Source organism: Tessaracoccus zhenghani, from assembly GCF_054552775.1.
In genome coordinates this window covers 21465-47521 of record NZ_CM137275.1, presented here as the reverse complement: position 1 = coordinate 47521, position 26057 = coordinate 21465, and the positions used below count along the sequence as shown (strand labels likewise).

The following is a 26057-nucleotide window of genomic DNA, read 5'->3' as shown; positions in this document are numbered from 1 at the left end:
GTTATAGATACGCAACAATCGCGGATTGGATCACACCACCTGGCGCACCAGGGCGCCCGCGGAGCGGATCATCTGCAGTGTCTGCTGCCGCCAGTCCACCTCCTGGCTGCGGTACGGACCCGTCGCCAACGAGATGATCACGGCGGCGGCCCGCAGCCTCAGTTCGACGGGGTCCACGCGTCGGTCGAACACCGGCACCCAGCGCGCCAACAGATCGCGCACCTTGCCCTCCTGCTCCGGGTTCATCCGCTGGATGGTGGAGAGGTGTCCGATGAGGCAGGCCAGGTCGTCGGCCCGTCTGCCGGGCCCGATGGTGTCGACGTCGAGCATGCCGACGATCCGGCCCTCCGAGACGCGCAACTGACCCTCGTGGAAGTCGCCGTGGGTGGCCTCGTCGCCGGGCGGAAAGAGGGCGAGCCTCTTGGTGATCTCGTCGGTCATCCAGGCGAGCTCGTCCCCCGCGTCGGGCAGCGTGGCCGACACCATCCGCGAATAGTGACCGACGGCCTCGGCCCAGGGGGCGCGACGTTCCAACCGGGCGACGGCGGGCGGCATCGCGTCGAGGATGCCGATCAGGTCCTCGGCGGTGCAGGGATCGCCGGGCTCGAAGAGCGCCCTGGCGAGCGCCATGCCCGGCAGTTCGCGGGTCACGAGGAGGTGGTCAGGGGTGGCGAGTGCCACTTCAGGCGCGGGGATGCCGGCATCGCGGAGCATCGTGTGCTTGGCCAGCACGTCCGCGAACAGCCTCTCGCGCAGCACCTTGACGTAGAACACCACGTGCGGGTCGTTCACGACCACCTTCACCACGGCGCGTCGGCGGGGCCGGTAGCCGATCATCGACAACGACAGCTGGCCACCCGTCACCGGACGCGCCAGCACTCCCCCGGCGTTGAGGGCCTCTGCCATCTTCTCCGGGAAGGCCGCCGTCGGGAGCCCGAGCAGGTCCGGGTCGTTGGGGTAGAGCCACACGGCGACGCGGCGGCTGCCGTCGTCGAAGATCTCCGCGCGCGCGTCCGACGCGGACAACTCCCCCGTGCGGGCGCTCACCCCGAGCAGCTCCGTGCGTTCACCGTGGGGCCAGCGGATCTGCGCCAGGTAGGTGGCGGTGGTGGAATGCTCCGGCGCGGCGTCGACGTGGTCGAGCGACCAGCTCACCAGATTCCCGCCCTGATGCTCGACGGCGGCGCGCAGCAGCGGCTCGACGCGGGGCCCGGTGAGCAGCCCCATGCCGTCGTCAGGCATCCGGGTCCCCCTCCTGGTGCGGCGCCGAGCTCTCCTGCTGTGGCTCCGCAGCCGCCTCGCGGCGCAACGTGAACCACGCGGCGCGTCGGCCGTCCAGCTCGCGGACCTCGAGCGTGTACCAGGCGGCGCGCGCCCCGGCGGAGTTCCGCACGGGTTCCAGCATGACGTTGATCAGGCCGCCCGGCACCGGCAGCTTCCCCACCACGGACATGTAGTAGCCGGCGACGGTGTCGTAGGGGCCCTCTGGGATGACGTGGCCCGTCAGCTCGGCGAACTCTTCGATGGTGGTCAGCCCGTCGACCTCATTGACCTCGCGCGCCGCATCGCCGTCGGCCAGGTCGTACTCGTCGGTGATGTCGCCGATGAGTTCCTCGAACAGGTCCTCCAGCGTCACGATGCCCGCCGTGCCCCCGTACTCGTCGCGCACGATGGCGAGGTGGGCGCCGCGGCTGCGCATCGCAGTCATGGCGGTGAGGATCTTGACGGTCTCGGGCAGGAAGAGTACGTCACGGGCCAGCGAGCGGACGTCGCCGGAGCGGGCGGCGCCTTCCACGTCCATGAGGTCGCGCACGTGGATGAAGCCGACGATGCGGTCAGAGGAACCGTCGGTGACCGGGTAGCGGGAATGGGGGGCGCCGCGCACCTCCCGGTAGGCCAGCGAGATGGGCATGTCTGCTGGCAGGAAGTCCACCTCGGTGCGCGGCACCATCACCTCGCGGAGGCTGAGTTCGCCGGCGTCGAAGAGTTCGTCGACGATGCTGCGTTCCTCCACCCCGAGAGTGGAGGAGCTGATGACCATGGCCCTCAGCTCCTCGTCGGTGACGGCGTCCTTCGACTGGGTGGGGTCACCGCCGAGGACCCGCACCAGGAAGTTGGTGCTGATGTCGAGCATCCAGATGAGCGGGCGGGCCAGCCTCGCGATGCCGGAGACCAGCGGCGCCAGCGCCAGCGAGAACGTCTCCGGGCGCTGCATGGCGAGACGCTTGGCGGTGAGCTCCCCCACCACGATGGAGAAGTACGCGATCACCACAGTGGTGAGCACCAGCGACAGCGGTGCGGCGACATTCTCCGCCATCCCCCAGCCCACCAGGACCGGGACGAGACGGGCGCCGATGGTGGCGCCACCGAAGGCGGCCGACAGCATGCCGGAGATGGTCACACCGATCTGCACGGCCGACAGGAAGAGGTTGGGGTTGCTGGTGAGCCGCGCGACGGCGTGGCCGCGGCTACCCTTCAGCGACAGGCGCCGGATCTGCGACTCCCGCAGGGTCACCAGAGCCATCTCGGCGGCCGCGAAGACCCCGCCGATGATGATGAACAGCCCGATGAGGGCGATATCTCCTAACAACAGGAGGCCTGGTCAGCGGAAGATGACGGTGCGGTCACCGTCGGTCAGCACACGGTGCTCAGCGAACAGGCGCACGGCCTCGGCCAGCGTCTGCGACTCCTGGGCCTGACCCTTGCGGACCAGTTTGGCCACGTCCATCGTGTGGTCGACGCGGACGACGTTCTGCTCGATGATCGGGCCCTCGTCGAGGTCGCCGGTGACGAAGTGGGCGGTGGCCCCGATGAGCTTGACGCCGCGGGTGTGTGCCTGGCGGTAGGGGTTGGCGCCCTTGAAGCCGGGCAGGAACGAGTGGTGGATGTTGATGGCCCGGCCGGCGAGGAACTCGCACAGTTCCGGGCTGAGGATCTGCATGTAACGCGCGAGCACCACCAGCTCCACGTCCTCCTCCTCGACGACCCGGCGGATCTCCGCCTCGAAGGCCGGCTTGGTCTCGGGGGTGACGAAGCGGTGCTTGAACGGCACGTCGTAGAACGCGGCCATGGGCGCGAGGACGGCGTGGTTCGCCATGATGCCGACGACGTCGATGGGCAGGTCGCCGCCCTTCCACCGGAACAACAGGTCGTTGAGCGCATGACCGGCCTTGGAGGCGAGCAGCAGGGTGCGCACCGGGCGCGTCGCGTCGTCCACCCGCAGCCGTGCGTCGAAGCCCCGGGTTGCCGTGTCGACGGAGGTGTACAGCGCCTCGGGATCTGCGTCCTCGACGTGGATGCGGGTGAAGAAGCGGCCGGTGTCCGGGGAGGAGAACTGCTGGAGTTCTGTGATGTTCCCGCCTGCCTGGACGATGCCTCCGGTGATCGCGTGGACGATGCCGGGGCGATCAGGGCAGTCGAGAGTGACGACGAGCTGATGCATGGCGCTCAGCCTAGCGGTATGCGGCGCGGCGCCCGGTGGGCGAGGTCGCTCATCGAGGGTCAGGCGCCCACCTGGACAGAACGGCTGAGGGTTTTGGGATAAATCACAGATTCGCGCAAACGAACTGCCCGATTGCTAACATGCAGGCGCGCAACGATGCGCCACGCTGAGGAGAATCCGTCATGGATGACGTCACATCGCCCCACCGGGGCATCATTCCCCCAGAAGAGTTCCACCGGGTCCAGCAATCGGAGAACTTCCAACACCTCAAGAAGGTGTTCCGCTCGTTCGCCTTCCCCATGACCGTGGTCTTCCTCGTCTGGTACCTCGCCTACGTCCTGGGCTCGATCTTCACGAAGGACCTGATGATGACGCCGGTGTTCGGCAACGTGTCGGTGGGCTTCCTGTTCGGCATCGGCCAGTTCATCAGCACGTTCCTGATCACCTGGCTCTACATCCGCTACATGACCCGCAAGGTCGACCCCGTCGCGGTCGAACTGCGCACTGAACTGGAGGGCCACTCACGATGACCATCCTCGAAACCCAGTTGCTGGGCAACCCGCTGATCAACATCGGCATCTTCGCCGGCTTCGTCGTCATCACCATGTTCGTGGTGATCCGCGTGAGCCAGGGCGGCAAGAAGCGCGCCGGCGACTTCTACACCGGCGGCGCCCAATTCGACGGCCGCCAGAACGGCTTCGCGATCGCGGGCGACTACCTCTCCGCCGCGTCGTTCCTCGGCATCGTCGGCGCCGTGGCGCTGTACGGCTACGACGGCCTCCTCTACTCCGTCGGCTTCCTCGTCGCCTGGCTGGTCGCGCTGCTCCTAGTGGCCGAACCGCTGCGCAACACCGGCAAGTACACGATGGCCGACGTGCTGAGCTTCCGCATGCGTCAGAAGCCCGTCCGCACCGCCGCAGCCACCTCGACCCTCGTCATCTCCTTCTTCTACCTGCTGGCGCAGATGGCCGGCGCAGGTGCGCTGGTGTCGCTGCTGCTGGGCATCAGTTCCGGTTGGGGCCAGAACCTGGTCATCGGCATCGTGGGCGCGCTGATGGTGGGCTACGTGCTCATCGGCGGCATGAAGGGCACCACGTGGGTGCAGATGATCAAGGCCGTGCTGCTCATCACGGGCGCGCTGATCATGACCATCTGGGTGCTGGCGTTCAAGGGCTTCAACATGTCGGCCCTCATCGGTGCGGCGATCGACAAGACCGCGTCCGACGGTGCGGCCAACCCCGAACTGCCCACCTTCGACCTCCTCGCGCCCATGGAGCGCTACACCGATCCCATCGGCCTGATCTCGATGGGCATGGCCCTGGTGCTCGGCGCCTCCGGCCTCCCCCACGTGCTGATGCGCTTCTACACGGTGCCCACCGCCAAGGAGGCGCGTCGCTCCGTGACCTGGGCCATCGGCCTCATCGGTGCGTTCTACCTGTTCACGATGGTGCTCGGCTACGGTGCCGCGTGGCTGGTCGGCCCCGAGGCCATCCGCGGCATGCCCGGCGGCGCCAACGCTGCTGCCCCGGCGCTCGCCTACCACCTGGGCGGCGCCGTCCTGATGGCGGTCATCGCGGGTGTGGCGTTCGCGACCATCCTCGCCGTCGTGGCGGGCCTGGCGATCACGGCCTCCGCGTCGTTCGCGCACGACATCTACAACAACGTACTCAAGGACGGTAAGGCGGACCCGGCCAAGGAGGTCAAGGTGGCCCGCTGGACGTCGGTCCTCATCGGCGGTGTCGCCGTGTTGGGCGGTATCGTCGCGAAGGAGCAGAATGTCGCCTTCCTGGTGTCGCTGGCGTTCGCCATCGCCGCTTCGGCGAACCTGCCCTCCATCCTCTACTCGCTGTACTGGAAGAAGTTCTCGACGGCGGGCGCAGTGTGGTCGATCAGCGGTGGTCTGGTGACCGCCATCGTGCTGATCGCCTTCTCCCCCGCGGTGTCGGGCAGCCCCGGCTCGATGTTCCCCGACGTCGACTTCTCCTGGTTCCCGTGGGATTCGCCGGCCATCTTCTCCGTGCCGGCGGGCTTCTTCCTCGGTTGGCTGGGCTCCGTCCTGAAGCCGGACCACAACCAGTTCGCCGATCAGGCCGCCGAGATGGAGGTCCGCTCCATGACCGGCGCCGGCGCGGCAGGTGCCCTCGACCACTGACCGACAGGCTGAACGCACACCGGCCCGCCCCCGATTCGGGGGCGGGCCGGTGTGTTGTTGTTCAGCTCAGATGAGGCCGAGGGCCGTGACGGCCTCGCGCTCGTCTGTGAGTTCGGCGACCGAGGCGTCGATCTTGGCGCGGGAGAACTCGTTGATCTCGAGGCCCTGGACGATCTCGTACCTGCCGTCCTTCACGGTGCACGGGAAGGACGAGATGATGCCCTCCGGCACGCCGTAGGAACCGTCGGACGGCACGGCCATGGAGACCCAGTCGCCGTCCGGGGTGCCCAGCACCCAGTCGCGCATGTGCTCGACCGTGGCGTTGGCTGCCGACGCTGCCGACGACAGGCCGCGCGCCTCGATGATGGCCGCGCCGCGCTTGGCGACGGTGGGGATGAAGGTGCTCTCCAGCCAGGCCTGGTCGTTGACCAGTTCAGCGGCGCTCTGGCCGTTGACCTTGGCGTTGAAGATGTCCGGGTACTGGGTGGCCGAGTGGTTGCCCCAGATGGTCATGTTCGTGATGTCGGTGACCGGCACGCCCAGCTTGGCGGCCAACTGCGACAGGGCGCGGTTGTGGTCGAGACGGGTCAGCGCGTTGAACTGCTCGGCCGGGATGTCGGGAGCGTTCTTCATGGCGATCAGCGCGTTGGTGTTGGCGGGGTTGCCCGTGACGAGCACCTTGACGTCGTCGGCGGCCACGTCGTTGAGGGCCTTGCCCTGCGCGGTGAAGATGGCGCCGTTGGCCGACAGCAGGTCGCCTCGCTCCATGCCCGCCTTGCGCGGCATCGCGCCGACCAGCATGGCCAGGTTGACACCGTCGAACACCTTGGCGGGGTCGTCGCCGATCTCGATGTTGACCACGTTGCCGAAGGCGCAGTCGTCGAGCTCCATGACGACGCCCTCGAGGGCCTTCAGCGCCGGGGTGATTTCAAGCAGGCGCAGCTCGATGGGGGTGTCCCCCAGCAGCGAGCCGCTCGCGATGCGAAACAGGAGGCTGTAACAAATCTGACCAGCGGCGCCGGTGACGGCGATCTTGACGGGAGCTGCAGTGCTCACTTCTCATTCCTCTCTTGGAACGGTAGGTCCTACCAGGGAGACTCTACCGCCCCGTCGGAGGCCGGTGCGCACGGGCTCGGTTGAGCGGGGCTCAGATGAATTTGGGGGCGAACTTCAGGATTTCGATGACCACGATGAGCGCGAGCCACGCCATGAACGAGATGGTCAGCCAGCCGTTGCGGTGGAAGCGCTCGAGCTTCTCCGCGGTCTTGTCGGAGAAGTAGTGGTTGCGTTCCTGGATGTTCCAGGCGGTCATGGACCAGAACACGAACGTCGTGGCGACGGTGACCGTGAGGCACCAGGGGCACAGCGCGCCGATCTCGAAGGACGACTGGTAGAGGAGCCAGTAGGCGAAGACGACACCTAGGAAGTAGACCGCGTTGGCGGTGAACATGAACCAGCGCGGGAACCGCACCCCGAAGAGCGACGCGACGGCGATCGTCATGACGACGGGTTCGGCGATCATGCCCAGGAATGCATTGGGGAAGCCGAAGATGTTGGCCTGCCAGGTGGCGCCGACCTTGGCGCAGTCGAACACCTCGTTGATGGAACAGGCCAGGTCCGCGTCGGGGTTGGCGGCCAGCACGATGGCGTCGTAGCTCAGCACCCACGACGCGATGAGACTGACGATGGCGAAGGCGAGCATCTCGCCGAAGAGGATGTAGCGCTGGCGCTTGCTCGGCACCGGTCGCGGGTCGCCGCCCGGGTTTGCGGGGTCGAGGATCTCCGACGACGAGGTCATGGTCTCTTGCACGCGTACATCGTAACTGCGCGGCGCAAGCTGCGGTCGCGGCCTCCGGAAGGAGTGGTGAACGGTCAACGACGCTGAGCCCGCCGTCGACGCCCGGGCCGGCCGCCCCGGCAAAGTGAAGTTGTGCACCAACTCCGCTGCACAACTCAACAACGCTGGACCCGCCGTCGGGGCCCCCGGCCCGGCAGAGTGAAGTTGTGCACCAACTCCCCCGCACAACTCAACAACGCTGGACCCGCCGTCGGGGCCCCCGGCCCGGCAGAGTGAAGTTGTGCACGAACTCCGCTGCACAACTCAACGACGCTTGACGCACGGTCCGCCTGGGTTGTGCACAGATGTGCGACGGCATGGGAAGCGGGACTGTCCGCTGAACATAAGTGGTGGGCATGAACAAGATCGTCATGCCTGCCCACCTCATCGCCACCGCTCGCACTCAGGGCGGTGTCATCACGACGAAACAGGCCGCCGCAGCCGGCATCACCCGCGCCGTCACGCAGCGCTTCCTGGACGACCATGTCTGGTGGTCCCTCGCCCGGGGGCTCTATTCCCTCTCCCCAGACCCGCCCTGGGACGGCCTCGCGTGGGGCGGCGTCCTGCTCGGCGGGCCGGACGCTGCGCTGGGGTTCGAGGCGGCAGGCCACAAGCTCGGGCTGTGCGCCCCGCCGTCGACCATCGACGTGCTCACCCCGCACCAACGGATCAACCGGGGCTCGTGGCGCTTTCACCGGACGCCGGGGTTCGAGGCCAGCGGAGAGCCACCGGTAGCGAGGATCGAGCAGACGGCCCTGCGCATGTGCGCCGACGCCGAGCCCGAGGCGCTGTTCAGCCAACTCGCCCGAGCGGTGACCTCGCGACGGACCACCCCACGCCGGCTGCTCGACGCCGCGCTGGCCACTCCCAATGTCCGGCACAGGGCGCTGATCGTCGAGGCGCTGGGAGACATCGCCGGCGGTGTGCACAGCGCACTGGAGCGCCGCTACTTCCGAGATGTCGAGCAGCGCCACGGTCTGCCCGACGGCGTGCGCCAGGTGAGCCTGCAGCCCAGCCGCTACAGCGACGTGGCCTACGTCGAGGTCGCCGTCGTCATCGAACTCGACGGACGGCTCGGCCACTCCGGAGACGGCGTCTTCCGCGACTTCGAGCGCGACAACAAGAACTCCATGCGTGGCTACGTCACGCTGCGGTTCGGATGGAACGACATCGTCAACCACCCGTGCAAGGTGGCGCGTGCCGTCGCGCAACTGCTTGTCTCTCGGGGTTGGTCCCGCACGATGACGCCCTGCCGAGGCTGTCCCAACGCCCAAGCTGAGTGAAGTTGTGCAGCGAGTCCGCTGCACAACTCAACAACGCCCACCCCCTCGTCGCCCCAATGCCCCAGCTGAGTGAAGTTGTGCAGGAAGTCCGCTGCACAACTTCACTCTGGTCAGGCGCAGCCACGGCCGCAAGCGCAGACCCCGCAGGCCGCAGGGCACGCACCGGCGCCCCGCAGGCCACGGCCACGGGCGCCACGGCACACACAGGCAATACGGTGGGTCCATGAGCTACCCCACCTATCAACAGGCGGCGCGGCACAAGAAGCAGGCGGTCGTGCTACCGCTGCTCTTCCTCGTCGTCGGCGGCGCCGGCACCCTGCTGGGCCTGCTCGTTTTCCTCGACCGACCGGCTACCCAGTCGGTCGTCGCGGTGCTCGCGTTCACCGCCGTGCTGGCCCTCGGGGTGGCCTTCGTGCGCTGGCTCGACAAGTGGGAGCCCGAGCCGCCGCTGTTCATCATCGGCGCCTTCGTGTGGGGCGCCGGCGTCTCCGCGCTGGTCAGCGGCATCGTGAACACGGTCGTGGCCTATTGGCTCCAGTCCGAGAACGCGGCCGTCATGGTGTCCGCGCCGCTCATCGAGGAGTCGACCAAGGGCCTCTTCCTCGTGATCGTCCTGCTCAGCACCCGACGGGGGCGCGCGGAGTTCAACAGCCTCACCGACGCCATCGTGTACGGCGCAATGGTGGGACTCGGGTTCTCGTGGATCGAACACATCACCTATGCGCTCAGGCCCGAGACCATGTACGACTCCGTCGAGGTCATCCTCCTCAGGCTCCTCCTGGTGGCCTACCTGCATCCCATGCTGACCGCCATCGTCTCGATCGGCATCTGGGCCGGCGTCAACGCCAGGGGTCTCATGCGGGTGGGGTGGCCGTTCCTCGCCTGGTGCCTGGCCGTCGCGCTGCACTTCATGCACAACTCCTCCATGGACCTCCTCGGCATGCGCGGCCTCCTGATCGCCGCGGGCATCGAGCTGCTGGTCTTCGTCGGCCTGCTGATCGTCGGCATGGTGGCCAGGCAGCGGGAGCGCGCCACCGTCGTGCGCCAACTCCCCGCGCTCGTGCACTTCGGCTGGATCACGCCCTTGGAGGCCGGATGGCTCGCCGACCTCGGCGCCCGCCGTCGCATGGTGGCAGCAGCTGGGCGGGAGAAGCCGCTGCTGAAGGACTTCATCCAGAACGTCACGGAACTCGCTCTGCTCCGTGGCAGGCTCGAGGCCCTCCCGGATGGGCCGCCGCCGCGGGCCTGGTTGGGGATGCACCGTGAACTGACCGAACTGGTGTTCCATCAGCGGCCGGAGGTGCAGCGCATCCTCAGCGGCGGAGGTGGCTGGACGCCCGTGCAGGGCAGGCCCGGCGAACTGTGGGGCGCCCGCCCCAAGAGTTAGGGGGCAGACGGCGGCACGATGAACGCGAGGGCCACGACGGCGGCGCCGAGCATGGCCAGCACGCTCACGTCGATCCAGCGTCGGCGCACCACCAACAGGCCCGCCACCATGCGCGGGAGGATGAGACGCAGCCCGGCGCCGAGCAGCAGCGCCGCCCCGATGACCAGGGACGCGAGGCGCCACCGGCCCAGCGCTGCGAAGACGACGCCCACGCCGAGCACGGCCACGGTGAACGACAGGGCCCACGGGCTGTCAGGGTAGGAGTCTGCGGGACGGTCCCTGGCCCGTCGCTTCAGCCGGCCCTCGAGCCTATCGCCGAAGATCATTCAGTTGCTCCGCGCGGTCCACGACGTTGCTGAGCAACATGGCGCGGGTCATCGGCCCGACGCCGCCCGGGTTCGGCGTGACGAAGCCGGCCTTGTCCCACACGTCGGGGGCGAAGTCGCCCACCGTCTTGCCGTCGACGCGGCTGACGCCCACGTCCACCAGGGCGGCACCCTCGCGGATCATGTCGGCCGTGATCATGCCCGGCACCCCCGCCGCAGCCACCACGATGTCGGCGAGCCGCGTATGGGCCGCCAGGTCCCGGGTGCCGGTGTGGCAGAGGGTCACGGTGGCGTTCTCGCTGCGTCGGGTCAGGATCAGGCCCAGCGGCCGACCGACGGTGATGCCGCGGCCCACCACGCAGACCTCCGCACCCTTGATTTCGACGCCGTGGCGGCGCAACAGTTCGACGATGCCGCGCGGGGTGCAGGGCAGGGTGGCCGGTTCGTTCAGCACCAGGCGGCCGAGGTTGATGGGGTGGAGGCCGTCGGCGTCCTTGTCGGGGTCGATCAGCGACAACGCCCAGTTCTCGTCGAGGTGCTTCGGGATGGGCAGCTGCACGATGTAGCCGGTGCAGGCCGGGTCGTTGTTGAGCCCCTCGATGGCCTCGCGGAGCTGCTCAGCCGTCGCGTCCTCAGGCAGTTCCACCCGGATGGAGGCGATGCCCACCTCGTCGCAGTCGAGGTGCTTCATCCGCACGTAGCTCTGGCTGGCGGGGTCTGCGCCCACGAGCACAGTGGCCAGGCCGGGCACCACGCCCTGCTCGCGCAGCGCCGCCACGCGGACGGTGAGTTCGGCTTTGATCGCGGCGGCCGTGGCCTTGCCGTCGAGCTTGACTGCGGTCATGGGGTGAGCCTCCGTCAGTGGAAGAAGTGGCGGGTGCCGGTGAAGTACATCGTGACGCCGGCCGCGGTCACCGCGTCGATGACCTCCTGGTCACGCACCGAGCCGCCGGGCTGGATGATGGCGCGGATGCCCGCGTCGAGCAGCACCTGGGGGCCGTCGGCGAACGGGAAGAAGGCGTCCGAGGCCGCAACTGAACCACGGGCCCGGTCACCGGCACGGTCCACCGCGAGGTGGCAGGAATCCACGCGGTTGACCTGCCCCATGCCGACGCCCACGGAGGCACCGTCGCTGGCGAGCAGGATGGCGTTGGACTTGACGGCGCGCACGGCGCGCCAGGCGAACAGCAGGTCCGCGAGGGTGGCGTCGTCGGCCCGCTCGCCTGCGGCGAGCGTCCAGTTGGCGGGGTCGTCGCCGTCAGCGTCGATCGCGTCGGCCTGCTGCACGAGCAGCCCGCCGTCGATCTCGCGGATGGCCATACCCTCGTTGGTGGAGCCTTCGGCGATCAGGATGCGCAGGTTCTTCTTCCCGGAGAGCACCTCGACGGCGCCCTCCTCGTACCCGGGCGCGACGATGACCTCGGTGAAGATCTCCGCCACCTGCTGTGCCATCTCCACCGACACGGGGCGGTTCGCTGCGATGACGCCGCCGAACGCAGAGACCGGGTCGCAGGCGTGGGCCTTGCGGTGGGCGTCGGCGATGTCGCTGCCGGTGGCGATGCCGCAGGGGTTGGCGTGCTTGATGATGGCGACGGCGGGCTCTTCGAAGTCGTAGGCCGCACGACGGGCCGCGTCGGCGTCGACGTAGTTGTTGTAGCTCATCTCCTTGCCGTGGAGCTGGGTGGCGTCGGCCAGGCCGGCGGTGCCGTTGCTGTTGCGGTAGACGGCGGCCTTCTGGTGCGAGTTCTCGCCGTAGCGCAGGTCCGCGACCTTGTGCCACGTGGCGCCGTACCAGGCGGGGAACCCGCCGGGCTGCCCGACGACGTCGCCGGACATCCAGGAGGCGACCGCGACGTCGTAGCTGGCGGTGTGCACGAACGCGGCGGCGGCGAGTTCCTTGCGCTGCGCCAGCGTGAAACCGCCGGCCGCGATGGCGGCGCGCAGCATGTGGTACTGCTCGGCGGAGGTGATGATGGCGACGGAGGCGTGGTTCTTGGCGGCCGCGCGCACCATGGTGGGCCCGCCGATGTCGATCTGCTCGATGCACTCATCCTGCGAGGCGCCGGAGGCGACCGTGGCGGCGAACGGGTAGAGGTTCGTGATCACGAGGTCGAAGGGGGCGATGCCCAGGTCGTCGAGCTGTTCGCGGTGGGTGGAGAGGCGGCGGTCCGCCAGGATGCCGGCGTGCACGTGCGGGTGGAGCGTCTTCACCCGGCCGTCGAGGCACTCGGGGAAGCCGGTGACCTCTTCCACGCCGGTGACCTCGATGCCGGCGGCGGCCAGTTTGGCGGCCGTGGATCCGGTGGACACGATCTCGATGCCTGCGGCCGAAAGGTCACGTCCGAGTTCGATCAGTCCTGACTTGTCGTATACCGAGACGAGGGCTCGGCGCAGCGGGGTCAGCTCGGTCACGGGTGTTCCTTCTTCCACTCGGAGACGGCTCGGATCAGTAAGCGGCGTTCCACCGTCTTGATGCGTTCATGCAGGGATTCGACGTTGTCGTCATCCAGAACGTCGACGGCCCCCTGAAGCAGGATCCTACCGGTGTCGACGCCGTCATCGACGAGGAATACGGTTGCCCCGGCCACTTTGACACCGGCGGCGAGCGCATCGCGCGGACCGTGCATCCCGGGGAAGCTCGGCAGCAGCGCCGGGTGGGTGTTGATGGTGCGGCCACCGAAGCGCGAGAGGAATTCGGAGCCCAGCAGCTTCATGAAGCCGGCGGAGGCGACCAGGTCCGGTTCGAACTCAGAGACGACCCGCGTGAGCTCAGCGTCCCAGGCACCGCGATCGCCACCTCTGGCAAGCGGATGGGCGACGGCGGGGATCCCTGCGGCACGTGCCCGTTCCAGCCCGAGGGCCGAGGGCTGGTCCGAAACGACGGCCACGACCCGGGCGTCGACCTCGCCTGCGTCGATGGCGTCCAGCAGCGCCTGGCACAGGGTGCCCGAACCGGACAGCAGAACGACAACACGGGTGGTCACCCGCACACCCTACGCCGTGGGCTCGCCGGGTGTCTTGTCGGACGTCTCGTCAGCCGGCTTTCCTGCGTGCGGCCGGCGCCGGACGAGGCCGACGACGAGGCCGGCCACCACTCCGGACAGTCCCAGGATGGTGGGCGCGAAGACCAGCAGCTCCGGCATCCGGGCACCGACGTGGCTGAGGCGGTCGTCACCCAGGGCTCCAGAGCCCATGCTGCACACGGTGGCGATGAGCACCCCGGCCGCCACTCCGGAGAGCCCGCCCACCAGCGCGGTCTCGTCGAAGCGGGCGCGCGGCCGGGCGAAGGCGACAACCAGGGCCGCGACGGCGCCCGCAATGACGCCGACGGCCAGCCACCACAGGTGCGACGTGGGCGCGGTCCCGCTTGCGGGCACGGCGCCGAAGATGGGGATGGCCGGCAGCAGCCCGACGTCGGTGACCGTCATCGTCACCACGGAGCCGTCGCCCAGCGTGAGGCCCGCGCCGAGGAGCCAGGAGGCGCCCGCCAGCACGATGTTGGGCAGATAGAGGAGGTGCAGCACCACCAGCAGGACCAACCCGCTCGTGCCGCCGTCGAGGGCATCGACGATGCCGCCCATCCGGTCCCATCCCGAATAGACGGCCAGGCCCGTCACGACGACGGCTCCGACGAGCACCGCGAGGATGGCGCCCCCCATGGCTCTGGGGACCGAACGGAGCCAGACGGGCCAGGTCTCCGTCGGCGAGTAGCCGATGCCGCGGGCTGCTCCCCAGAAACCAGCCACGCCGCCCACGACCAGCCCGCCGACCACCGCACGCCAGGAGGCGACCCCCAGCGTGGCGGCCAGGACCACCACGGCTGCTCCGTACGTGAGCGCGAAGGTACCGGCCACCTTGGCGACGAGGCGTTCGCCGTCGACCCAGAGGCCACCGGTGTCGTCTTTCTGGGCGCCCTGGGCCGCGGCCTGCTTGGCCGAGTGGGAGGCCAACGGCAGCGCGAGGAAGAGGAGCAGGAGCGTCAACCCGAGCGGGGCGATCGAGACCGCCTGCCCCGCGATCTGCACGGGCGCGCCGTGGGCGAGGACGAGCACCTCGGCCGCGATCCGGAGGGCCGGGGTGAGCTGGGCGTCGGGAGAGGTGAGCCACGCCACCACGCCGAAGCCGGAGAGGAGGAGCCACCCGGCCACCAGCACCGCCAGCGGGCCGACGATGGCGGGCAGATACCAGGACCACGGCCAGTGCCGCGGCTCCGGGGTCGGCGTCGGATCGACGTCGACCGCCACAGTGCGGTGTTGGAACCCGTCCACCATCACCCTTCCGTTGAGGTTCTCGCGCGGCCTTCAGCCACCCCGGTAGTCTGGCCCAACGTAACTCGGCCAATCAGCGCTCCGGAGGAGGTGAGCCCCTGTGTCTGACGAGACCTTCCGTGCCCGCCGGGCCTTGCAGCCCGACGAGGAACTTCAGGCGCCATTGGTTCCGGACGATACCGCAGCCGCCGACGCGGCCCGGCCGCGACGCGGCGCGGCAGCCCCAGAAGAATCGACGCCCGCCGCCGGGTTGGGCGACGACCCGGTTGAGCCGGTTGCACCCACCGAGCCGACTGAACCGGCCGGGCCCGCCGAGCCCATCGAACCGGCCGCGCCGGCCGCGCCGGCCAGGGGCCAAGGCGACAGCCCCTTCACCCGCCGCGGCAGCGTCCCCTTCAGCGAGACCCCTCCCCCGGTACCCGTCGCCCCAGAACCCGAGCCGATGATCCCCGCCCCCGTCTTCCCGCGCTCCGCCGGGGAGTACGCCGACGGGCCGGGCCCGGCCCCCCGTCGCTCCGCCATGTCGAGCGACACCCCCGTGGAGGTCGAACGCCCCGCGGCCCCCGCGGCGGCTCCCTCCTGGGTCTCCGCGCACAAGATGACGCTGGGCACCTGGGCCCTGGCCGGGCTGGTGGGCGCGCTGGTGGTGGGCCTCATCGCGTTCTTCGTGGTGCGCGGCATGCAGGACGAGCCGAGCGGCGTTCCCAGCGGGCCGGAGTCGCCCACCTCCGGAAGCCCCTCGGTGACGGACCAGCCCGCTGACGTGGCCGACCTGGTGGAGGCGGACGACCTGGTCCCCATCGCCCCGGCCGGAGACTGGTCCGTGATCTCCACCACGGAAACCCAGTCGGACCACACCATGCGGGCGATCTGCTTGAGCACCGCCCAGCCGACGGTCAATCCCACCCGTTCCTTCCAGCGCACGCTGGGCACCAGCGGCGACGACAAACTGGCCACGCTGCACCGCATCGACGTGTACGCCAACGTCGACGCCGCCAGCAGCGTCATGAGCGAGCGCATCGCCTCCCTGACCACGTGCGGCGAGGTGCCCGCGCGGCTGGTCCGCGCCACCACCATTGAGGGTCTGGCTGAGGAGACCTTCCAGGTGACGATCGTCCAGGAGGAGGCGGTGGCGAAGTACCACACCGTCCTCCTGACGCGCGACGGCGCCGCCCTGCAGATGGTCGACGTGGCGCGCGACGCGCAGCCCGTCGATGAGAACGCGGTCGCGGATTCGCTGCTTCGGTCGCAGGCGGACCTGGCTGAAGCCCAGGACGCACCCGGCCCCACCGACGTGACGGCTGCCCCCGCGATCGTGCCTCCTGCGCCGCCCGAGGGTTGGCTCGTCCCCATCGACCTTCCGCGTATCCACCCGGGGGCCGGACGCTGGACGATGACCGGCCCGCACCCCGTCGACGGCACCAACATGGGCTGCGAGAACATGGAACTGGCCACCGAGGCCGGCCCCACCGAGCGGCAGCGCACGGCCTACGCCCTGACGCGTGACGAGAAGATCCCGGAGCGCTTCGGCATCGACGAGTTGCTGTTCACCTTCCCCTCCTCGGAGGAGGCCGCGGTCTTCGTCACCAAGCTCGGCACGAACCTGCGCACCTGCGGCCAGCGGGTCCTGACGGCCGAGATCGCGGAGCACGCTCCCGTGCCGGCGAAGGACGCCGAAGGCAACGCGCTGTCGTCGCTGGTGTTCACCGCCACGCAGGCGATCTCGGACACCGAGAAGGTCACCTACCAGCTCATCGTCAGCGTGGCCACGAACAAGGTGGCCTACACCATCATCTCCGCCACCCCCGAGGTGCAGTTCACCCAGGAGCAGCTGACCGAGCTGGCCGCCCGGATCTCCGTCCGGGCCAGCCAGCTCAACTGATCAGACCAGCTGCCCGGCGCGCAGCTTGGCGATGGCGTCGCGGGCGAGCTGCGCGGTCTGCGACGGGGTCTCCCCCACCTGCACACCCGCGGCCTCCAGCGCCTCCTTCTTGGCGCGGGCGGTGCCGCTCGAGCCGGTGATGATGGCGCCCGCGTGGCCCATGGTGCGGCCGGGCGGTGCCGTGAAGCCTGCCACGTAGCCGACGACGGGCTTGGTGATGTTGGCCTTGATGTAGTCGGCGGCGCGTTCCTCCGCGTCGCCTCCGATCTCGCCGATCATCATGATCACGTCGGTCTCGTCGTCCTCCTCGAAGGCCTGCAGCACATCGATGTGCTTGAGCCCGACGACGGGGTCACCGCCGATGCCGACGGCCGTGGAGAAGCCGTGGTCACGCAGTTCGTACATCATCTGGTAGGTCAGCGTGCCGGACTTCGACACCAGGCCGATGCGGCCGGGGCCCGAGATGTGCGCCGGGATGATGCCGACATTGGACCGGCCTGGAGAGATGAGACCCGGGCAGTTCGGGCCGATGATGCGGGTCCCGGCCTCGGCCGCCGCGGCCTGGAACTCGACGCTGTCGCGCACGGGGATGCCCTCGGTGATGACCACGCACAGACCGATCTCGGCCTCCACGGCCTCCATGACGGCGGCCTTGGCGAACTTCGGCGGCACGAACACCACCGACACGTCGGCGTTGGTGGCGGCCACTCCCTCCACCATCGAGCCGAACACCGGTACGGGGTCCTCCTCGAAGAGCACGGATTCGCCGGCCTTGCCGGGCGTCACGCCGCCGACGACGCGGGTGCCGGACATGACCATGCGCTGGGTGTGTTTGCGGCCCTCCCGGCCGGTCATCCCTTGGACGAGGACGCGCGATGAGGCGTTGATGTAGATCGCCATGTCAGTTTCCTTCCGAGGCGAGCTTGGCCGCGGTGCGGGCCGCCTCGTCCATCGTGTTCTTGACGGTGATGAGCGGGTGGTTGGCCTCTTCGAGGATGGCCTTGCCGACGTCGACGGAGTTGCCGTCGAGCCGGACGACGATGGGCAGCCGCGCCTCGTCGCCCAGCATCTCCAACGCGTGGACGATGCCGTTGGCCACGTCGCTGCAGGCCGTGATGCCGCCGAAGACGTTGACGAACACGGACTTCACCTGGGGGTCGCTCATGATGATGCGCAGCCCGTTGGCCATCACCTGGGCCGACGCGCCGCCGCCGATGTCGAGGAAGTTGGCGGGCTTTGGTTTGCCGGGCAACTCTTCGCCTGCGGCGGCCACCACGTCGAGGGTGCTCATCACGAGGCCCGCGCCGTTGCCGATCACGCCGACGGAGCCGTCGAGCTTCACGTAGTTGAGGTCGAGCTCGCGGGCCTGCCGTTCGAGGTCGACGTCCGCGGTGTGCTCCTCGTACTGCTCCCACTCCGGGTGGCGGAAATCTGCGTTGGCGTCGAGGGTGACCTTGCCGTCGAGGGCGAGGATGGTGCCGTCGGCCGTCTTGACGAGCGGGTTGACCTCGACGAGCGTGGCGTCTGATTCCACGAACACGGTCCACAGCTTCTGGAGCACGGGGCTGACGGCCGCGTGGATCTCCTGGGGGAAGCCCGCCTCGGTGAGGATGCGCTCCGCCGCCTCAGCGGTGATGCCGTCGACGGGGTCCAGTTCGACCTTGGCGAGGGCCTCGGGCCGCTCCTCCGCCAGCGTTTCGATGTCGACGCCGCCCTCCACGCTGCACATCGCGAGATAGCCGCGGGAGGCGCGGTCCAGGAGGATCGAGAAGTAGTACTCCTCGGCGATGTCGGCTCCGGGGCTGAGCATCACAACCTTGACCGGGTGGCCCTTGATCTCCAGGTTGAGGATCTGTTGGGCCGTCTCGACGGCGGCCTCTTCGTCGTGGGCCAGCTTGACGCCGCCCGCCTTGCCACGGCCGCCGGTGCGTACCTGGGCCTTGACGACGACGGTTCCTGAGCCGAGGGACCGGTAGGCCTCACGGGCTTCTTCGGGGGTGGTGGCCGTGCGTCCGGCCAGCACGGGTACGTCGAACCGCTCAAAGAGGTCGCGCGCTTGGTATTCGAGGAGATCCACAGTGATTCCTGTTCAATTGGGACGATCGAGCGTCGCCAGCGTATCGGGACAAGGGCCGATACGGTAGCCCTTCGCACGAACGAGCGCGCCTGGCCCCGCAGTCCCCCGGCCCGTCACACGGCACGGCAGAAAAGGTCTGTGGACAATATTTCGGTTTGATTTTGAGAGGTTCCTGAGAACTGTTAAGGTTCCGTTCGGAATGACCTACAGAACCCCTCTTGACGTCAGGAACCAGGTGAACCACAGCCCGTTGCGCAACGCCCGTCGCGCCGCTGACCCTGTAACCGACGAAATCCTCGAAGCAGAGGTCGTCACCCCCGCAGCATCACCCGCACGCCGCGCCTCCCGCGCGCTGGGCATCTCCCGCCGAATGGTCGCCATGGGCGTCGCCGGCGCCGTCGGGGCCTCCGCACTTTTCGCCTTCGCCTTCACGGCCCGTGGCAATGACCTCGACAGCGGGGTGGACGTAGCGGCCGCCATCCCGGCGGCCGCGATGTCGGCGGCAGCCGAGAGCTTCGAAGACCGCAGCGAGGACGTGAGCCGCAACGCTGTCCGCAGCGGCCTCACGGACGTCGTCGCGGACAAGGCGGCGCAGGAGCGCCAGGAACAGCTGGGCGCCGCGAACCAGTCCGCCACGCAGGCGCAGGCAGATCTCTCCATGGGCGAGCGCGACAAGTTGATGGACGCCGACATGGAGCTCGTCGCCGCCCAGTCGCAGAAGCTGAAGGAGGAGGCCGAAAAGGCCGCCGAGCTGCTCGAGCGGGCCCGCAAGGCCGCCAGCGCCGCGAAGGCCCAGGGCATCACCGTCGGCGACGTCGAGTCGATGACCGCCGAGGACGTCGACAACCTCACCAGCAAGGGCGGCTCGATGCCGGTCAAGTCCGGCTACCGCGTCGGCGCAGGCTTCGGTCAGCGCGGCAAGTGGTCGCGCTACCACACCGGTCAGGACTTCCCGGCCCCCACCGGCACCCCCATCTACGCTGCCGCCTCCGGCGTCGTGCTCAGCCCCACCGCAGGCGGCTGGGCGGGCACCAACGTGGTGATCCAGCACAACAACGGTGGATCCACGCTCTACGCGCACATGAGCCGCAAGGCTGTGCGCACTGGCCAGACGGTCAAGGCGGGCCAGCTCATCGGCTACGTCGGCAACACCGGCCGCTCGTTCGGGTCCCACCTGCACTTCGAGTACTACAAGCCGGGCGTGACGCCGGGCGATGTGTACAGCGCGTCGAATCCGATGGTGTTCCTGCGCTCGCTGGGCGTTTCCAAGTAGTCGTCAGCACTCCTTGAACCCGTAGCTCACACCAGGACAGCCTTCGCTGCTCGGTTTGGGACCGTAGACGGTCACAAACCCAGCACTGTCTTTCGCGAAGTGCGCTACAGCTTCTCCATCGGCGCGTGCTTCACGCTCAACCGCTTCGTGCCCGCCGAGCCGAAGTCCACATCGGCCCTCAGGTTGTCGCCGGCTCCTGCCACGGCCACCACGGTGCCCATGCCGAAGCTGGCGTGCAGCACCCTGTCCCCCACGCCCACGCTCAGCACGGTCTTCAGCGGGCCGGTGCCGGAGCCGAAGCTCTGGATCGACGCGGAGGTCTGGCGGTTGCGCGTGGCGGCGGTGCTCGCCCACTGCGTGGTGGCGGCGCCGGTGCGGCGCCAGTCCAGGACGTGGGCCGGAATCTCTTCCAGGAACCGCGACGCCGGGTTGTAGGCCGGCTGCCCGAAGGTGACGCGCACGGCGGCGCGGGTCACGTAGAGCCGTTTCCGGGCGCGCGTGATGCCGACGTAGGCCAGCCGTCGCTCCTCCTCCAGCTCGTTCGGGTCTGTCAGGGCCCGCATGTGCGGGAACATGCCCTCTTCCATGCCGGTGAGGAACACGGTGTCGAACTCCAGGCCCTTGGCCGTGTGCAGGGTCATCAGCGTGACGACGCCCTTGCCCTCGTCGTGGTCCGGCACCTGGTCCGAATCCGCCACCAGCGCGATGCGCTCCAGGAACGCGGCGAGCGAGTCGTCGGGCTCCGGCATGCCGGCCACGAGGCCGGATTCGACGGCCTCCTCGTCGTCGAGGTCGATGGTGTTCGCCGCGGCGACGAACTCCGCCGCCACCGATACGAGCTCGACGAGGTTCTCGATGCGGGTCTCGTCCTGCGGGTCTGTCGACGCCTGCAACTCAGGGAGGTAGTGCGATTCCTTCAGGATGGAGGTGAGCACCTCGTCTGCGGGCTTGCCCGCGGCCACCATGGCGCGGTGGATGTTCATCACGTCCACGAAGCCCTGGATCAGCTTGACGGAGCGGCTGGCGAGCCCGGGCGCCTCCTCCGCGCGCTGGAGCGCGTCGAAGAAGGTGATGCGCTGAGCGCTGGCCAGCGTCGAGATGGCGGCCTCCGCCCTGTCGCCGATGCCGCGCTTGGGCACGTTGAGGATACGCCGCACGGAGACGTCGTCTGCGGGGTTCACGATGGCGCGCAGGTACGCGATGGCGTCGCGGATCTCGCGGCGCTCGTAGAACCGGACGCCACCCACGACCTTGTAGGGCATCCCGACGCGGATGAACACTTCCTCGAACGCGCGCGACTGGGCGTTGGTGCGGTAGAAGACGGCGGTGTCGCCGTACTGGCTCTCGCCCGCGTCGGAGAGCCTGTCGATCTCGTCCGCGATGAACTGCGCCTCGTCGCGCTCCGTGTCTGCCACCCAGCCGACGATGAGGTCGCCCTCCCCCAGGTCGGACCACAGGTGCTTGTCGCGGCGGCCCTGGTTGCGCGAGATCACCGCGTTGGCGGCGGTGAGGACGTTCTGGGTGGAGCGGTAGTTCTGGTCGAGCACGATGGTGCCGGCGCCCGGGAAGTCCGATTCGAAGTCGAGGATGTTGCGGATGGTGGCGCCGCGGAAGGCGTAGATCGACTGGTCCGAGTCGCCGACGACCACCAGCTCCGCCGGCTCCACCGTCGGGGATCCCTCCACCACGCCGGTGACCTCGCCCGCACACAGCTCGCGGATGAGCGCGTACTGGGCATGGTTGGTGTCCTGGTACTCGTCCACCAGGACGTGCCGGAAGCGGCGGCGGTACTTCTCTCGGATGTCCGGGAACGCCTGGAACAGGTGGACGGCGGTCATGATGAGGTCGTCGAAGTCCAGCGCGTTGGCGGCGACGAGCCGGCCCTGGTAGTCGGCGTAGGCCCGCGCGATCGTCTCCTGGCGCGAGTTCTCCGCCTCGGCGGCGGCGCGCTCGTGGTCGACCAGTTCGTTCTTGTAGTTGCTCACCGCGTTCATCACGGCGCGCACCGGGTAACGCTTGGGGTCCAGCTCCATGTCGCGCACCACCAGCGACATCAACCGCTTGGAATCTGCGTCGTCGTAGATGGAGAAGGATTTGGCGATGCCGAAGCGGTCGATGTCTGCGCGCAGGATGCGCACACACGCGGAGTGGAAGGTGGAGACCCACATGAGCTTGGCGCGGTTGCCCACCAGTTCGATGACGCGCTGACGCATCTCCGCGGCGGCCTTGTTGGTGAACGTGATGGCCAGGACGGAGCCGGGATGGACGTCACGCTGGCTGACGAGGTGCGCGATGCGCCGGGTCAGTACACGCGTCTTGCCGGAGCCGGCGCCGGCCACCACCAGCACGGGGCTGCCCGCATGCACGACGGCCTGGCGCTGCGGAGGGTTGAGACCCTCCAACAGTTGTTCCTCGCTGACCTGCTTCGCCTTGGCCTTCCGCGGGGTCACCAGTGCCTCCGCGCGCGGCGGAGCGGGCTCGTCGGGCTGGAAGACGGCAAAAAGATCCGGGAAAAGGGAGTCACTCATGTCGGCTGCCCAGCCTACCGGCTCGCGCCGACGACTCCGTCGGTACGCTATGCCCATGCAGACCACCTGGAGCCGCGCACGACGGTTCTTCAACCGCCTCACGGCCGCGGTGCTGATCGGTCAGATCCTCTCCATGATCGCCTTGACCGTCGTCGAGTCCTTCCGGAAGAAGAAGCGCAAGCTGCGCAAGTTCCCGGTGACCCGTCCGGAACCGCTGCCCGTGGCCGATGACGAGATCACCGTCTACACCTACGGCGAGTACCTGTACGACGCGATGATCGAGGCCATCGACGCGGCCGAGCACACCATCTACTTCGAGACCTACATCTGGAAGGGCGACGCCACGGGCCACCGGTTCCGCGACGCGCTGGGCCGCGCCGCCGACCGGGGCGTGAAGGTGCACGCCATCTGGGACGAGTTCGCCAACCTGGTGGTGCCGCGGGCGTTCTTCACGTCGATCCCGAAGAACATCGCGACGATGCCGCACCCCGCGATTCCCATCCCGTGGTCGCCGCGCCACTGGGGTCGCGACCACCGCAAGCTCCTCACCGTCGACGGCCGGGTCGGCTTCATCGGTGGCTACAACATCGGCTCGCTGTACGCCACCGGGTGGCGCGACACCCACGCGCGTGTCGTCGGCCCCGGGGTCGCCGAGTTGGACAACGCGTTCATCGACTTCTGGAATCTCCACGTCCGCAAGGAACACGAGCGGATCGAGGACAACCCGGAGCGCGACTGGCTCCCCACCGTGCGCGTGCACCGCAACATGCCGCGCCTTCAGGTGTACCCCATCCGCAACATGTACCTGGAGGCCATCGACAGGGCCACCTCGCACATCTGGCTCACCCATGCCTACCTCATCCCCGACGACGACCTCATCGCCGGCCTGCGTGACGCCGTCAACCGCGGCGTCGACGTGCGGATCATCGTGCCGGGCCGCTCTAACCACGTGGTGGCCGACTGGCTGTCGCGCGGCTACTACACCAACCTGCTGCGCTCCGGCGTGAAGCTGTACCTGTACCAGGGCGCGATGGTGCACGCGAAGACCGCCACCATGGACGGCGTGTGGTCGACGATCGGCACGGCCAACCTGGACAGGCTGAGCCTGTGGGGCAACTACGAGGTGAACCTCGAGGTCACCGACGAGAGCGTCGCCCAGCACATGGAGGACGTGTTCCGCACGGACCAGTCGAACAGCATCGAGCTGAACGAACAGCGCTGGGCGAGCCGCTCCGTGGTGGCCAAGGTGACGGAGTTGTTCCTGTCACCATGGCGCCCGTTCTTCTGATCGCCCTGCGACCGGTGCCGGTGGCGGCAGACAGAAGAAGGGGCGCCCGGCAGCAGCCGGGCGCCCCTTCGGGGTCAGAGGGAGGGATCAGGCCTTGCGGCGCTGAGCCCAACCGTAGATGGCGAGCACGATGAGGGCACCAATGATGGAGGTGATGACACCGCCGATGGAGAAGTTGGGGCCGGTCAGATTGAGCTCACCTTCGAAGATGAGCGAACCGATGAGACCACCAACGAATGCACCGATGATGCCCAGGATGATGGTGGCCAGCCAGCCCCCACCCTGACGCCCAGGCATGATGGCCTTGGCGATAGCGCCTCCGATGAGGCCGACGATAATCCAAACGATGATTGTCCATAACATGCCTCAAGCATGGCAGTAGGTGGGGTCACTGTAAATGCTTTCGAACCCTGAACTGTCCCTGAGGTGCGTGGAATTGGGCTGGGTTCCCCCCTTAAGGGTAGGGTCTGGAGCCATGGAAATCTTGCATGGAATCTTCTTTCTGCTCCACCTCATCGGCTTCGCGGCGCTCTTCGGAGGCGCTTTTGTTCAGCTGAAGGGGCCCCACCGAATCGTCAATCCGGCCATGTTCCACGGTGCTCTCACGATGCTGATTTCGGGCCTGGCGCTGGTGGGCATTCTGGAGATGGGCGACGGCCACGTCAACAACGTCAAGATCGGCATCAAGCTGCTCGTGCTGATCGCGATCTTCGTGCTGGTGCTGATCAACCGCAAGAAGGATCAGGTGGCGCCCGGCCAGTTCTGGGGGATCTTCGCCCTCACGCTGCTCAACGCCGGCATCGCCGTCTTCTGGTGAGCCTCACGCGCTGATCGCGATGGCCACCGCGGCCCCGGCGATCAGCGCCGGGCCCATCGGCACGTCGGCCTTCCTGTCGCGCGTGACGATGAGCACGACCACGGCGAATAGCCCGTGCAGGACGATCCCGAAGAACAGGCCGCGCCCCACCGCCATCCAGCTGTACCAGCCGAGCACGGCGCCCAGTAGCGCCGACAGCTTCACATCCCCGAACCCGAGCATCCCGTTGGCCAGCAGTGCCGCGACGAAGAAGCCAGCGAACATCGCGAGCGCGGCCAGGAGTGCGCGGAGCAGCGCGCCCCAGCCCCCCGTCGTGGCGGCCATGGCGACGATGCCTATCGCCCAGGCGATGAGTCCGGTGAGGATTACAGTGTCGGGAAGCCGGTGTTCCTTGAGGTCGACGACGAACAGGACGCCAGCCAACCCGGCGATGACGGCCAGGGCTGCGGCCTCCAGAAGCTCCGAGGTGATGAGGCCTACCCCAGCCCCCAGAATCGCTGCCCGAGGTACCGTCCCGATGAGCTTCGTGGTCACCTCTAGCGCCACTCTGGGGAGGAACCTCGACGCCAGCCCGGCCACTGCTGCCGCCACCAGCGCGGTCCAGATCCAGGTCATCTGGAAAAGGCTTCGATGATGCCTATAGCCGCCGGCGTCATGATGACGATGATCAGCGCCGGCATGAGGAACAGAATGAGGGGGAAAACCACCTTGACGGGGATTTCCATGGCTTTATGCTCAGCACGCTGGCGGCGCGCTACGCGCTGCTCCTTGGCTTGGGTGTGAAGGACCTCGCTGAGGGCGATGCCGTGTTCCTCAGCTTGGATCACGGACCGGATGAAACGACGGAGTTCAGGGACTGCAAGCCGATCTGACAAGCCTTGATAGGCCACACGTCGTTGTTGGCCGAGTTGAATGTCCTGCAGCGTGCGGATGAGTTCAGGCGCCAACACACCCCGCCCGTTCCGGGCCACCCTGACGAGCGCAGCGTCGAAGCCCAGCCCTGCCTCGACAGCGATGCTCATCTGATCAAGGACATCCGGCAATTCCAGTTGGGCCGTTTCCCGACGCTTGATGCCGGTGTTCCACAAAAGGAGCTCCGGAAGAAAGAAGACAAAAGCGACGAGGAAGGCTCCGAACCCGATGGATCCGAGGGAGGGATTGTTCTTGACGAGGAGCAGCGCAAGGGCGACAGTGGCCAAGGTGGACATCATCTTGACGCTGATGACTCGCTCGAGGGGCCAAGCGGCCGGCCGACCAGCATGCATGAGTAGCTTGTCGAGATTACCCGCAACCCGCGTGCCCGCGAGCTTGAGACCGAGCGAGGGGGCTGCGACCAGTCTGCCTCCTGGTGCAGACGTGGACGAAAGGCCCCGCTGAAGGTTAGCGCGCACGTCTCGCTGGACACGGCCTTCCCCCACCAAGAGCAGATCGAGCAGATAGGCGATGCCGAGCACCAGGAGCGCCAAGCCGACGTAGACAAGAGAAGGCACCGGGCTC

The 26057-nt window shown here is 68.2% G+C and carries 24 protein-coding genes; 8 read left to right on the top strand and 16 right to left on the bottom strand.

Going from position 1 to position 26057, the window contains the following annotated elements; all coding sequences use genetic code 11:
* Window positions 1-30 precede the first annotated feature (30 nt).
* From ACX1DX_RS00245 to ACX1DX_RS00235, 3 genes are read right to left on the bottom strand one after another with little or no spacing between them, the layout of a single operon-like run.
* Complete coding sequence (locus ACX1DX_RS00245; protein ID WP_459397253.1) at window positions 31-1242, bottom strand: phosphotransferase; 1212 nt, start codon at window positions 1240-1242, stop codon at window positions 31-33.
* Window positions 1235-2590, bottom strand: coding sequence for a hemolysin family protein (locus tag ACX1DX_RS00240; protein ID WP_459397252.1), 1356 nt, complete (start codon window positions 2588-2590; stop codon window positions 1235-1237). Before ACX1DX_RS00240 ends, ACX1DX_RS00245 begins: the two co-directional genes overlap by 8 nt.
* A 12-nt stretch (window positions 2591-2602) precedes the next feature.
* Window positions 2603-3451 (bottom strand): formyltetrahydrofolate deformylase, encoded by an 849-nt coding sequence (locus tag ACX1DX_RS00235; protein ID WP_209455254.1) that lies wholly within the window; start codon window positions 3449-3451, stop codon window positions 2603-2605.
* Window positions 3452-3624: 173 nt separating this feature from the next.
* On the opposite strand from ACX1DX_RS00235, the gene ACX1DX_RS00230 reads away from it, so the two are divergent.
* Window positions 3625-3972 (top strand): DUF485 domain-containing protein, encoded by a 348-nt coding sequence (locus ACX1DX_RS00230; protein WP_459397251.1) that lies wholly within the window; start codon window positions 3625-3627, stop codon window positions 3970-3972.
* Window positions 3969-5594 (top strand): monocarboxylic acid transporter, encoded by a 1626-nt coding sequence (locus tag ACX1DX_RS00225; protein ID WP_182764534.1) that lies wholly within the window; start codon window positions 3969-3971, stop codon window positions 5592-5594. The genes ACX1DX_RS00230 and ACX1DX_RS00225 overlap by 4 nt, the downstream gene beginning before the upstream one ends.
* A 66-nt stretch (window positions 5595-5660) precedes the next feature.
* Here the strand turns inward: ACX1DX_RS00225 and ACX1DX_RS00220 are convergent, their stop codons facing one another.
* A complete protein-coding gene (locus ACX1DX_RS00220) occupies window positions 5661-6650 on the bottom strand; it encodes a malate dehydrogenase (RefSeq protein ID WP_182764535.1) in 990 nt (329 codons plus the stop codon).
* A 91-nt stretch (window positions 6651-6741) separates the two neighbouring features.
* Window positions 6742-7404: a vitamin K epoxide reductase family protein gene (locus ACX1DX_RS00215; protein ID WP_459397250.1), complete on the bottom strand. Its 663-nt coding sequence runs from the start codon at window positions 7402-7404 to the stop codon at window positions 6742-6744.
* Between the two features lie 383 nt (window positions 7405-7787).
* Here ACX1DX_RS00215 and ACX1DX_RS00210 point away from each other — a divergent pair, with 383 nt between their 5' ends.
* Entirely contained in the window at window positions 7788-8714 is a 927-nt protein-coding gene (locus ACX1DX_RS00210) for a putative endonuclease domain-containing protein (protein ID WP_459397249.1), read from the top strand.
* Window positions 8715-8937: 223 nt separating this feature from the next.
* Window positions 8938-10101 carry a PrsW family intramembrane metalloprotease gene (locus ACX1DX_RS00205; protein ID WP_459397248.1) on the top strand — a complete coding sequence of 388 codons (1164 nt, stop codon included), beginning with the start codon at window positions 8938-8940 and terminating at the stop codon, window positions 10099-10101.
* Here ACX1DX_RS00205 and ACX1DX_RS00200 read toward each other — a convergent pair.
* Genes ACX1DX_RS00200 through ACX1DX_RS00180 form a run of 5 tightly spaced genes read right to left on the bottom strand, consistent with a single transcriptional unit; the run spans window position 10098 to window position 14698 of the window.
* Window positions 10098-10427, bottom strand: coding sequence for a DUF3017 domain-containing protein (locus ACX1DX_RS00200; RefSeq protein ID WP_182764538.1), 330 nt, complete (start codon window positions 10425-10427; stop codon window positions 10098-10100). The two genes, ACX1DX_RS00205 and ACX1DX_RS00200, sit on opposite strands and share 4 nt — an antisense overlap.
* The gene (locus tag ACX1DX_RS00195; RefSeq protein WP_459397247.1) at window positions 10411-11271 is read right to left on the bottom strand and encodes a bifunctional methylenetetrahydrofolate dehydrogenase/methenyltetrahydrofolate cyclohydrolase; all 861 of its coding nucleotides are present in this window, start codon (window positions 11269-11271) and stop codon (window positions 10411-10413) included. The genes ACX1DX_RS00200 and ACX1DX_RS00195 overlap by 17 nt, the downstream gene beginning before the upstream one ends.
* 14 nt (window positions 11272-11285) lie before the next feature.
* Window positions 11286-12839, bottom strand: a complete 1554-nt coding sequence (purH, locus tag ACX1DX_RS00190; protein ID WP_459397246.1) for a bifunctional phosphoribosylaminoimidazolecarboxamide formyltransferase/IMP cyclohydrolase — start codon at window positions 12837-12839, stop codon at window positions 11286-11288.
* Complete coding sequence (gene purN, locus ACX1DX_RS00185; RefSeq protein ID WP_182764541.1) at window positions 12836-13411, bottom strand: phosphoribosylglycinamide formyltransferase; 576 nt, start codon at window positions 13409-13411, stop codon at window positions 12836-12838. Before purN ends, purH begins: the two co-directional genes overlap by 4 nt.
* 9 nt (window positions 13412-13420) lie before the next feature.
* Window positions 13421-14698, bottom strand: a complete 1278-nt coding sequence (locus ACX1DX_RS00180; RefSeq protein WP_459397245.1) for a cell division protein PerM — start codon at window positions 14696-14698, stop codon at window positions 13421-13423.
* A gap of 97 nt (window positions 14699-14795) precedes the next feature.
* Between ACX1DX_RS00180 and ACX1DX_RS00175 the strand changes: the two genes are divergently transcribed.
* Window positions 14796-16577 (top strand): hypothetical protein, encoded by a 1782-nt coding sequence (locus ACX1DX_RS00175; RefSeq protein WP_459397244.1) that lies wholly within the window; start codon window positions 14796-14798, stop codon window positions 16575-16577.
* On the opposite strand, the gene sucD is transcribed toward ACX1DX_RS00175, so the two are convergent.
* Window positions 16578-17477, bottom strand: coding sequence for a succinate--CoA ligase subunit alpha (gene sucD / locus ACX1DX_RS00170; RefSeq protein WP_459397243.1), 900 nt, complete (start codon window positions 17475-17477; stop codon window positions 16578-16580).
* 1 nt (window position 17478) lies between these two features.
* Complete coding sequence (gene sucC / locus ACX1DX_RS00165; protein ID WP_182764545.1) at window positions 17479-18654, bottom strand: ADP-forming succinate--CoA ligase subunit beta; 1176 nt, start codon at window positions 18652-18654, stop codon at window positions 17479-17481.
* A gap of 199 nt (window positions 18655-18853) precedes the next feature.
* Here sucC and ACX1DX_RS00160 point away from each other — a divergent pair, with 199 nt between their 5' ends.
* Entirely contained in the window at window positions 18854-19927 is a 1074-nt protein-coding gene (locus tag ACX1DX_RS00160; RefSeq protein ID WP_182764546.1) for a M23 family metallopeptidase, read from the top strand.
* A 104-nt stretch (window positions 19928-20031) separates the two neighbouring features.
* On the opposite strand, the gene pcrA is transcribed toward ACX1DX_RS00160, so the two are convergent.
* On the bottom strand, window positions 20032-22455 hold the full coding sequence (gene pcrA / locus ACX1DX_RS00155; protein WP_459397242.1) for a DNA helicase PcrA: 2424 nt from the start codon (window positions 22453-22455) through the stop codon (window positions 20032-20034).
* A gap of 55 nt (window positions 22456-22510) precedes the next feature.
* Between pcrA and ACX1DX_RS00150 the strand changes: the two genes are divergently transcribed.
* Complete coding sequence (locus ACX1DX_RS00150) at window positions 22511-23743, top strand: phospholipase D-like domain-containing protein (protein ID WP_459397241.1); 1233 nt, start codon at window positions 22511-22513, stop codon at window positions 23741-23743.
* 87 nt (window positions 23744-23830) lie between these two features.
* On the opposite strand, the gene ACX1DX_RS00145 is transcribed toward ACX1DX_RS00150, so the two are convergent.
* Window positions 23831-24106 (bottom strand): GlsB/YeaQ/YmgE family stress response membrane protein, encoded by a 276-nt coding sequence (locus ACX1DX_RS00145; RefSeq protein ID WP_182764549.1) that lies wholly within the window; start codon window positions 24104-24106, stop codon window positions 23831-23833.
* Between the two features lie 112 nt (window positions 24107-24218).
* Here ACX1DX_RS00145 and ACX1DX_RS00140 point away from each other — a divergent pair, with 112 nt between their 5' ends.
* Window positions 24219-24560, top strand: a complete 342-nt coding sequence (locus ACX1DX_RS00140; RefSeq protein ID WP_459397240.1) for a hypothetical protein — start codon at window positions 24219-24221, stop codon at window positions 24558-24560.
* A gap of 3 nt (window positions 24561-24563) precedes the next feature.
* Here ACX1DX_RS00140 and ACX1DX_RS00135 read toward each other — a convergent pair whose 3' ends face one another.
* Window positions 24564-25175, bottom strand: coding sequence for a prepilin peptidase (locus tag ACX1DX_RS00135; protein ID WP_459397234.1), 612 nt, complete (start codon window positions 25173-25175; stop codon window positions 24564-24566).
* On the bottom strand, window positions 25172-26050 hold the full coding sequence (locus tag ACX1DX_RS00130; RefSeq protein ID WP_459397233.1) for a type II secretion system F family protein: 879 nt from the start codon (window positions 26048-26050) through the stop codon (window positions 25172-25174). Before ACX1DX_RS00130 ends, ACX1DX_RS00135 begins: the two co-directional genes overlap by 4 nt.
* Window positions 26051-26057: the final 7 nt, after the last annotated feature.